The organism is Streptomyces sp. NPDC003697 (assembly GCF_053587115.1).
Genome location: NZ_JBSFNN010000147.1, coordinates 1 through 7,665, shown reverse-complemented (window position 1 = coordinate 7,665; position 7,665 = coordinate 1). Strand labels below are relative to the sequence as shown.

General features: G+C 72.8%; 9 protein-coding genes. 4 read left to right on the top strand and 5 right to left on the bottom strand.

The window, feature by feature from the left end; genetic code table 11:
- Positions 1-262 precede the first annotated feature (262 nt).
- The 3 genes from ACWDNY_RS30920 to ACWDNY_RS30910 all read right to left on the bottom strand — a co-directional run bounded on the left by ACWDNY_RS30920 (position 263) and on the right by ACWDNY_RS30910 (position 2,279).
- Positions 263-658: a DUF5133 domain-containing protein gene (locus tag ACWDNY_RS30920; protein ID WP_451649125.1), complete on the bottom strand. Its 396-nt coding sequence runs from the start codon at positions 656-658 to the stop codon at positions 263-265.
- 54 nt (positions 659-712) lie between these two features.
- Positions 713-1,606, bottom strand: a complete 894-nt coding sequence (locus ACWDNY_RS30915) for a SigB/SigF/SigG family RNA polymerase sigma factor (RefSeq protein ID WP_451649124.1) — start codon at positions 1,604-1,606, stop codon at positions 713-715.
- A gap of 229 nt (positions 1,607-1,835) precedes the next feature.
- A complete protein-coding gene (locus ACWDNY_RS30910; protein ID WP_451649123.1) occupies positions 1,836-2,279 on the bottom strand; it encodes an ATP-binding protein in 444 nt (147 codons plus the stop codon).
- Between the two features lie 273 nt (positions 2,280-2,552).
- Between ACWDNY_RS30910 and ACWDNY_RS30905 the strand changes: the two genes are divergently transcribed.
- Together ACWDNY_RS30905 and ACWDNY_RS30900 are read left to right on the top strand one after the other, a co-directional pair.
- Positions 2,553-2,798 (top strand): hypothetical protein, encoded by a 246-nt coding sequence (locus tag ACWDNY_RS30905; RefSeq protein ID WP_451649122.1) that lies wholly within the window; start codon positions 2,553-2,555, stop codon positions 2,796-2,798.
- A 322-nt stretch (positions 2,799-3,120) separates the two neighbouring features.
- On the top strand, positions 3,121-3,579 hold the full coding sequence (locus ACWDNY_RS30900) for a cyclic nucleotide-binding domain-containing protein (RefSeq protein WP_451649121.1): 459 nt from the start codon (positions 3,121-3,123) through the stop codon (positions 3,577-3,579).
- A 49-nt stretch (positions 3,580-3,628) separates the two neighbouring features.
- Here ACWDNY_RS30900 and ACWDNY_RS30895 read toward each other — a convergent pair whose 3' ends face one another.
- Together ACWDNY_RS30895 and ACWDNY_RS30890 are read right to left on the bottom strand one after the other, a co-directional pair.
- Positions 3,629-4,960 carry an MFS transporter gene (locus tag ACWDNY_RS30895; RefSeq protein ID WP_451649120.1) on the bottom strand — a complete coding sequence of 444 codons (1,332 nt, stop codon included), beginning with the start codon at positions 4,958-4,960 and terminating at the stop codon, positions 3,629-3,631.
- 102 nt (positions 4,961-5,062) lie between these two features.
- Positions 5,063-5,791, bottom strand: coding sequence for a TetR/AcrR family transcriptional regulator (locus ACWDNY_RS30890; protein WP_451649119.1), 729 nt, complete (start codon positions 5,789-5,791; stop codon positions 5,063-5,065).
- A 166-nt stretch (positions 5,792-5,957) separates the two neighbouring features.
- On the opposite strand from ACWDNY_RS30890, the gene ACWDNY_RS30885 reads away from it, so the two are divergent.
- Both ACWDNY_RS30885 and ACWDNY_RS30880 read left to right on the top strand, forming a co-directional pair.
- A complete protein-coding gene (locus ACWDNY_RS30885) occupies positions 5,958-7,175 on the top strand; it encodes a saccharopine dehydrogenase family protein (RefSeq protein ID WP_451649118.1) in 1,218 nt (405 codons plus the stop codon).
- 132 nt (positions 7,176-7,307) lie between these two features.
- On the top strand, positions 7,308-7,559 hold the full coding sequence (locus ACWDNY_RS30880) for a WhiB family transcriptional regulator (RefSeq protein ID WP_451649117.1): 252 nt from the start codon (positions 7,308-7,310) through the stop codon (positions 7,557-7,559).
- Positions 7,560-7,665 lie beyond the last annotated feature (106 nt).

Genomic DNA, 7,665 nt, shown 5'->3' with positions numbered 1-7,665 from the left:
GATCTGCTCTCGGCGTGCCGGCCGGACGCCCTCGTACTGGATGTACTCGGGCTTCCGGCCGGTGCGGCGAGAGGGCTTGCCGGGCGTCGCGACGGGGCGAACGTTGCCTGCCGCGGCACTAGCCGCTGGCCCGGCGAGGGCGGGTGCGCCTCGCGGGGCCGGTACGCCGAGCCGCCCGTATGCGGGTGTCGCATACGGGCGGCTGCGCGGGTTCCGGCGTCGTGGGCCGCGTGGGCGGACGTGCGGCGGAGGGTGCCGTGACTCAGTCGGCGGCGGGCTGTGCCGTGACCGGTGCGGGGGCGGCGGCCGCCGACGCCGTGGCGGCCACCGGCACGGCCGTGGCGCGGGCGCGGGCCGGCACGAGGGAGGAGACCGTGCTCATCCGGGTGGGGACGGTGACGGTGGGAGGGGCCGTCCTCTGCCCCGGACGGGAAGCGCGGGCGGGGGCGGCGGCCGACAGTATGCGCCGGGCCTCCTGCAGCGCCGCTGCGACCTCACGGGTTCCGGTGGAGACGCACAGGGTGTACGCCAGATCCTGCGCGCACCGGCCGGGCACGCCGGCCGCGCTCGCGCGCTCCTCGGCGAGCGCCGCGTGGTACTCGGTGACGAGCTTGCGCAGGACTTCGGGGTGGGGGGTCAGCACTCGGTCACGCTCCATGACTCGTCGAGCATCGTTCCGGCCGGAGCCCGGCAGGCGCCGACTCCGGGAAGTTCAGATGGCCGCCGGTCGCGGCCCCGGGCCGCGGCGGTTGCCGCGGTCCGCCAGCACCTCGTCGCGGACGCGGGCGCAGCTCCGGCTGATGAGCCGGGAGACGTGCATCTGGGAGATCCCCAGCCGGTCGGCGATACGACTTTGTGTCATGTCCTCGAAAAAGCGCATGTAGAGGATGGCCCGTTCGCGTTCGGGAAGCCGGCGCAGGCCCTCCTTGGCGGACTCGCGGTCGACGACGACGTCGTAGGAGCCGTCCGACGTGCCGAGCGTGTCGGCGAGGCTGTACCCGTCGCCCCCGGCGGACAGTTCGGCGTCGAGGGACAGGGTGCTGAAGCTGTCCAGGGCCTCCATCCCCGTGCTGACCTCGTCCTCGGTCAGCCCGGTGTGGGCGGCGATGTCGGCGACCGACGGCTCGGGGCTGCCGGGGTTCTGGGTCAGTTCGCGGCGGGCCACACGGACCTTGTTGCGCAGTTCCTGGACGCGGCGGGGTACCCGCAGGGCCCACATCCGGTCCCGGAAGTGCCGCTTGACCTCGCCGGTGATGGTCGGCACGGCGTAGCTCTCGAAGGCCCCGCGAGCCGGGTCGAACCGGTCGATGGCCTTGACCAGTCCCAGCGCCGCTACCTGACGCAGGTCCTCGATGGACTCCCCCCGGTCGCGGAAGCGGCCGGCGATGCGATGGGCCATGGGCAGCCACGCGGTCACGAGCTCGTCGCGAGCGGCGTCCCGTGCTGGGCCGGGTTCGAGTGCGGCCAGCCGCTCGAAGAGTGCCGCGGTGTCGGGAGCGTCGTCGTGGGATCGCCGCGTGCGCGTGGCGGCCTGGTCGTCGGGCGTACGGCTGGCGGCCTGGTCGTCGGGGGTGCCGGGACGGCTTGTCGACATATCGATGAGCATGCGGGATAGCTCCTGAACGGTGGTCTCAGGGATGTACCGCGGGATGGATGCTGTCCGGATCACACGGAGGGCCCGGAGCAGCCGTATCGCTCCCGTTGGCGCGCCTCCGGTCCGAAGCACGGAATTCCGTCTGCCCTTGCCCCGAAGCGGCAAACTCCGCTTCTTCGGGAATTCTTTGCAAGCGGCAACTCTCCTCTGCATCATGCCTCAGGAACGCCGAAAGCGGCGGTCAAGGCAGGGGCACCACGGCGCTGACGCACTTGCCGCCGGACGGCAGGCCGGACACCTGGACGTCACGCGCGAGCCGGCACACGATCGGCCATCCGCGGCCTCCTACCCGGCGCCTGCCGTGCCGGTCGACGGGTGGCTGGACGACCGGCGGCCGGTCGCTGCGGTCGCTGACGCACACCCGCACCCCGCAGCCGACGACGTCGACGTGGAAGTCGGTCACACCGCCGCCGTGGAGTATCGCGTTGGTCGTCAGCTCCGAGGCGACGAGCTGGGCGTCGGAGAGGGCGTCCCGGTCACAGGGCGTGCCGTTGGCGCGGCACTGCTCGGCGATCGCCCGCTCCACCGCCCGCCGCACCTCGGCCGGTTCGCACGACCGGGGCTCCCCGGGGCGGCCGGCGTGGTGAGTGTCGAGAGTGGATGTGGTCGTGTGCCGTTCGCACATTCCTCGCTCCCCGTTGATGATGGAAGGAAGCCGGACCCGGCCGGAACTCCGCGGTCGGGTCCTGCGCGCGGTCGCCGGCGAACGGGCGGTGATCAGGTGACGCGGTCGGTCCGCCGGTGGTCACCCGGGGCGGTCCGCCCGATCCGCCCGTCGCACGGGCACCGCGGGTCTCACTGGTCCGGCTGACCCTTCCGGGCCCCCGTCAAACGCGGCAGACCTCCCCGGTCCCGTGCGGCGGCCATCGGGACGCCGCGTTGCGGGTATCCGGTGTGCATGACCGATGTCGTGGACTCAGACGAGTTGTTGCGGCGCATGCAACGCGCCAGGACCTGCGCCGCCGAGGAGGAGCGGGCGTGGCGCTCGCGCCGGGACTCCGCCGGCCCGGCCGACGCCGACGGCCGGCAGGAGGCCGCCGTGCGCGTGATGGCCTACGAGACCGTCCTCAGAGTGCTGGACGAGATCCTCACCCCGGGCCGGCACGGCGAGGAGGACGGCCCGGACCCGTCCGCCGTGACGTGAACCGGGTCACGTGACCCGGTTCCGGTGACGGAACACCGCGCGAGATGGTTTATTGTTCATCCATAAGCGGCGACGGGGTCGACTGGAACCGTCCTCCGTACGCCGCCGCATACGGCCCTGGCTGGCTTCCCCCGTCCAGCCAGGGCTTTTTTCTGCCCAAGTGCCTCCGCCGAACCGCTCACCGCGCGGCCGCCCGGCCGGCGCGGGTCGTGGAGGGTCTGCCGCGGAAAGCCGCCTCCGCCGAGGTGCCCGGGGCGCCGGCAGCGGCTGGAATGGGCGTAGGCAAGTGCGCTGAACCATCGCCGGCGAGGAGCCCCGCGACATGACCAGAGCCACGAAACTCCTGAGCGCCCTCCCTCAGCCGCAGCGGCAGCGCCTGATGACGCTGGCTCGCGAGGTCTCCTTTCCCGAGGACGCGAGGATCTTCGAGGCCGGCAGGACGGCCGACCGTTTCTGGGTCATCCGTTCCGGTGCCGTCTCCCTCGACCTCCAGGTGACGCCCCTGCGCCGGGTCACCGTCGCCAGCCTCGGCTCCGGGGACCTGCTCGGCTGGTCGTGGCTCTTCCCCCCGTACCAGTGGGACTTCGGCGCCGAGGCCTTCAGTCCCGTTCGCGCCTACGAGTTCGACGCGCGGTCGGTGCTCGACCTGTGCGAGGAGGATCCCGCGCTCGGTCTCTCGCTCATGCGGCTCGTCGCAGAGATCCTCGCCCACCGCCTGGAGGCCACCCGGGTGAAGCTGATGGAGCAGTACACGCTCCACCCCCGCCGCGGGACCGTGTAGAGCCGTTCGCTCGCTGCGGGCCCGGGGCCCCCGCCACCCGGCCCCGGGATCAGACGCGGTAGCGGCGCAGCGCCGGCACCGCCGCCGCCAGGAGCAGCATCAGCACCACGACCAGCAACCCGCCCCCCGCGACGGCCGCGCGGGGACCGAAGGCCGAGCCCGCGGTGCCGTGCAGCACGTCGGCAAGGCGCGGACCGCCCGCGACGACGACCGTGAAGACGCCCTGCATGCGGCCGCGCATGTCGTCGGTGGCGGCGGACAGCAGGATCGCGCCCCGGAAGACCATGGACACCATGTCGGCGACTCCGGCGGCGGCCAGGAACACCACGGCGATCCACAGGTTGCGGCTCAGCCCGCTCCCGGCGACGGCCGCTCCCCAGGCCACGACGGCGCCGATGACCATCCAGCCGTGCCGGCGGGCCCGCGAGAACGTGCCGCTGAACAGACCGCCGATCACCGCGCCCACGGGGATCGCCGCGAACAGCAGACCCAGCGAGAGCCCCTCACCGAAGGACACGTAGGTCTCGGCGGCCAGCTGCGGGAACAGGGCGCGGGGCATGCCGAAGACCATGGCGACGATGTCGGCGAGGAAGGACAGCAGCAGCACCTTGTGCCCGGAGATGTACCGGAACCCCTCGGCTACCTGGCGCCAGCCTGCGCGCCGCGCGCCGGCGCCCGTCAGGGGCGGCAGCGACGGCAGGCACACCACGGCCCACACCGTGACGCACAGCGCCAGGGCGTCGACGAGGTACAGCTCGGGCAGTCCGACCACGGGTATGAGCGCACCGGCGAGCAGTGGTCCGGCCACCAGTCCCGTCTGCATGACCGTGGAGCCGAGGGCGTTGGCCGCGGGCAGTTCCTCCGGAGGCACCAGTCGGGCGATGGAGGCGTTGCGGGCCGGTGAGTTGAGCCCGAAGAAGGCCTGCTGCAGTGCGAGCAGGACCATCAGCGTCGCGACCGAGTCCAGCCGGGTGACGGCCTGCAGCCAGAACAGCAGCGAGGTGACGGCGATGCCGCTGTTGGTGATCAGCAGCAGCTTGCGGCGGTCCATCGTGTCGGCCACCGCTCCGCCCCACAGCGCGAAGACCACCATCGGCAGCAGGCCGGCGAGGCTCGCGTAGCCCACCCACGCCGAGGAGCCCGTGATGTCGTAGATCTGTTTGGGCACGGCCACCGCGGTGAGCTGACTGCCCACGGCGGTGACGATGGTCGACGACCACAGCCTGCGGTAGGCGGGGCGGCGCAGGGGGCGGGTGTCCATCGCCCAGCGGCGCCAGCCGCGCCGGACGGGTCCGGCGGCGTCCGGGTCCCCCGGCCGGTCCCCGGTTCGGTCCCCGGCCGGGGTCCCGGTGCCGCTGTCGGTGCTCTCGCTGGTGTCCACGTGCATCCTGGTTGCTTGTTACATCTTTCGGTTCGGGTTCACTATGGCAGCACCGGCCGGGTCCTTCAGGAGCACGGTCGGCTCCAGGCCCGCGCGGGTGGCCTACGGCCGCTCCCGCCCGGCGTCCTCCCTCACCACCCGTAGCCGTGCCTCCGCGCTGTCCAGGAGCATGTCCAGGGCCGTCGGATAGGCACTGGTGACCATCCGGGCCGCCAGCAGCGGGGCCGCCTCGGCGATCCGGGGGTGGGACTCGGCCGGCAGCCGGGCGTACGTCGAGCGCCACATCCCCTCGTCGGCGCGCAGCGCCGCGCTGGGCAGGGCCAGGGCGGCGGCGTCCAGCGCCGCGAAGGCCAGGGTCTGGTCGACGAAGGCGTGGTAGATCCGGACCGTCTCAGGCAGGGGGAAGCCGGCCGTGCGCAGAATGCCGAGGACGGCCTCGTCGGCGGCCAGTTCGTTGGCGCGCCCGGTGACCCGGCTGGCGGTCACCTGCGCGGCCTGCGGATGGGCGACGTAGGCCGCGTGGATCCGCAGCCCGAGGGCGCGCAGGTCGGCCCGCCAGTCCCCGGTGGCCCGCCAGCCGCGCAGGGCCTGCCCGACGAGCGCGTCGCCGATGGCGAGGACCAGGTCGTCCATGCCACGGAAGTAGCGGTACAGGGTGCTCGGGTCGCAGTCGAGGGCGTGGCCCAGCCGGCGAGCGGTCAGCCCGGCTTGGCCGTGCTCCCGCAGCAGGCGCAGTGCGGTGTCGACGATCAGCCGCTCGGACAGCACGGTTCCGCCTCTGGTGGGCCGGCGCCGCCGCCGTCTGTCCTCGGGCACGACCTGTTTGGGCACGACGGACCTCCCTGCGCGCTTATGCCAACGCCATTGACCTTACGCGACCGGCGGGCGTTGGATCGGCCCCGGGGAGCGCGCCCCGTTCCGAACCGAGGGACTCCGTGCCGGCCGGCAGGCCCGCGCGGGACCCGAAACCCATAGAGACCTTCAGGGAGTTCCTGCCATGCGTGTACTGCTCGTGGGCGCCGGTGGTGTGGGCACCGCCATCACCCGGATCGCGGCCCGCCGTCCGTTCTTCGAGGCCATGGTCGTCGCCGACTACGACCCCGCCCGGGCCGGCGCCGCCGTCGCCGCCCTCGGTGACGACGCCCGCTTCCTCGCCGAGCGCGTGGACGCCGCGGACGAGGCGGCGGTGCGGGAGCTGCTGGCGCGGCACGACTGCGACGTCCTGCTCAACGCCACCGATCCGCGCTTCGTCATGCCCCTGTTCCGGGCCGCCCGCGCGGCCGGCGCGAGCTATGTCGACATGGCGATGTCCCTGTCCCGGCCGCACCCCGAGCGGCCCTACCAGGAGTGCGGGGTCCGGCTCGGCGACGAGCAGTTCGCCGCGGCGGCCGACTGGGAGCGGGCGGGCGCGCTGGCGCTGGTCGGCATGGGCGTGGAGCCCGGGCTGTCGGACGTGTTCGCGCGGTACGCGGCCGACGAACTGTTCGACGAGATCGAGGAGATCGGTGTCCGCGACGGCGCGAACCTCACCGTCGACGGACTGGACTTCGCGCCCTCGTTCAGCATCTGGACGACCATCGAGGAGTGCCTCAATCCGCCCGTCGTCTACGAGGCGGGCCGCGGCTGGTTCACCACGGAACCGTTCAGCGAGCCGGAGGTGTTCGACTTCCCGGAGGGCATCGGCCCGGTGGAGTGCGTGAACGTCGAGCACGAGGAGGTCCTGCTCGTCCCGCGCTGGATCGACGCGCGGCGCGTGACCTTCAAGTACGGGCTGGGCGCCGAGTTCGTCGAGACGCTGAGGACCCTGCACCGGCTGGGCCTGGACCGCACCGAGCCGGTGACGGTGCCCGGCGCGGCGGGCCCCGTCACCGTGTCGCCGCGGGACGTCGTCGCCGCGTGTCTGCCCGACCCGGCCACGCTCGGCGAGCGCATGCACGGAAAGACCTGCGCGGGCACCTGGGTGCGCGGCACCCGCGACGGCGCGCCGCGTGAGGTGTACCTGTACCACGTGGTCGACAACCAGTGGTCCATGGCGGAGTACGGCTGCCAGGCCGTGGTCTGGCAGACGGCGGTCAACCCCGTCGTCGCCCTGGAGCTTTTGGCCGGCGGGGCGTGGAGCGGCACGGGCGTGCTCGGCCCCGAGGCGTTCCCCGCCCGCCCCTTCCTGGATCTGCTGACGGCCTACGGCACCCCGTGGGGTCTCCGTGAGCAGTGAGGGTGTGGGGATTCTGCGAAGTTCCTGATTGCATGGGACTGCGTAGTTTTATCCGCCACAAGACAGGTCACCCGAAGGCGAGCAGACGTTTTCGAAGGCACGGATGACTCGACGATGCGCAGGTGACTTTTCATGGACAACTGGCGAGAGCACGCGGCGTGCCGCCACGAGGACCCCGACCTCTTCTTCCCGATCGGCACCACCGGTCCGGCCGTGATGCAGGCGGAGCAGGCCAAGGCCGTCTGCCGGCGCTGCCCCGTCCAGGAGCAGTGTCTGCAGTGGGCGCTGGACACCAACCAGACCATCGGCGTCTGGGGCGGCACGAACGAGAACGAACGGCGCGCGCTGAAGCGGCGGGCGGGTGCCCGTCGCCGCGCCGGGTGAGCCCGCCGGATCCGTCCGGAGCGCGCCGCGGACGGGGGTGCTGGTGGAGCTGGAGGACCTCAATCCGTACCTGTCCCTGGACGCCCTCGACGACGCCGCCAGGGAC

Bases quoted from the DNA above. Each gene is read 5' to 3' on its own strand.
- ACWDNY_RS30920 (WP_451649125.1), bottom strand. From the start codon at position 658: ATGGAGCGTGACCGAGTGCTGACCCCCCACCCCGAAGTCCTGCGCAAG.
- ACWDNY_RS30915 (WP_451649124.1), bottom strand. From the start codon at position 1,606: ATGCTCATCGATATGTCGACAAGCCGTCCCGGCACCCCCGACGACCAG.
- ACWDNY_RS30910 (WP_451649123.1), bottom strand. From the start codon at position 2,279: ATGTGCGAACGGCACACGACCACATCCACTCTCGACACTCACCACGCC.
- ACWDNY_RS30905 (WP_451649122.1), top strand. From the start codon at position 2,553: ATGACCGATGTCGTGGACTCAGACGAGTTGTTGCGGCGCATGCAACGC.
- ACWDNY_RS30900 (WP_451649121.1), top strand. From the start codon at position 3,121: ATGACCAGAGCCACGAAACTCCTGAGCGCCCTCCCTCAGCCGCAGCGG.
- ACWDNY_RS30885 (WP_451649118.1), top strand. From the start codon at position 5,958: ATGCGTGTACTGCTCGTGGGCGCCGGTGGTGTGGGCACCGCCATCACC.
- ACWDNY_RS30880 (WP_451649117.1), top strand. From the start codon at position 7,308: ATGGACAACTGGCGAGAGCACGCGGCGTGCCGCCACGAGGACCCCGAC.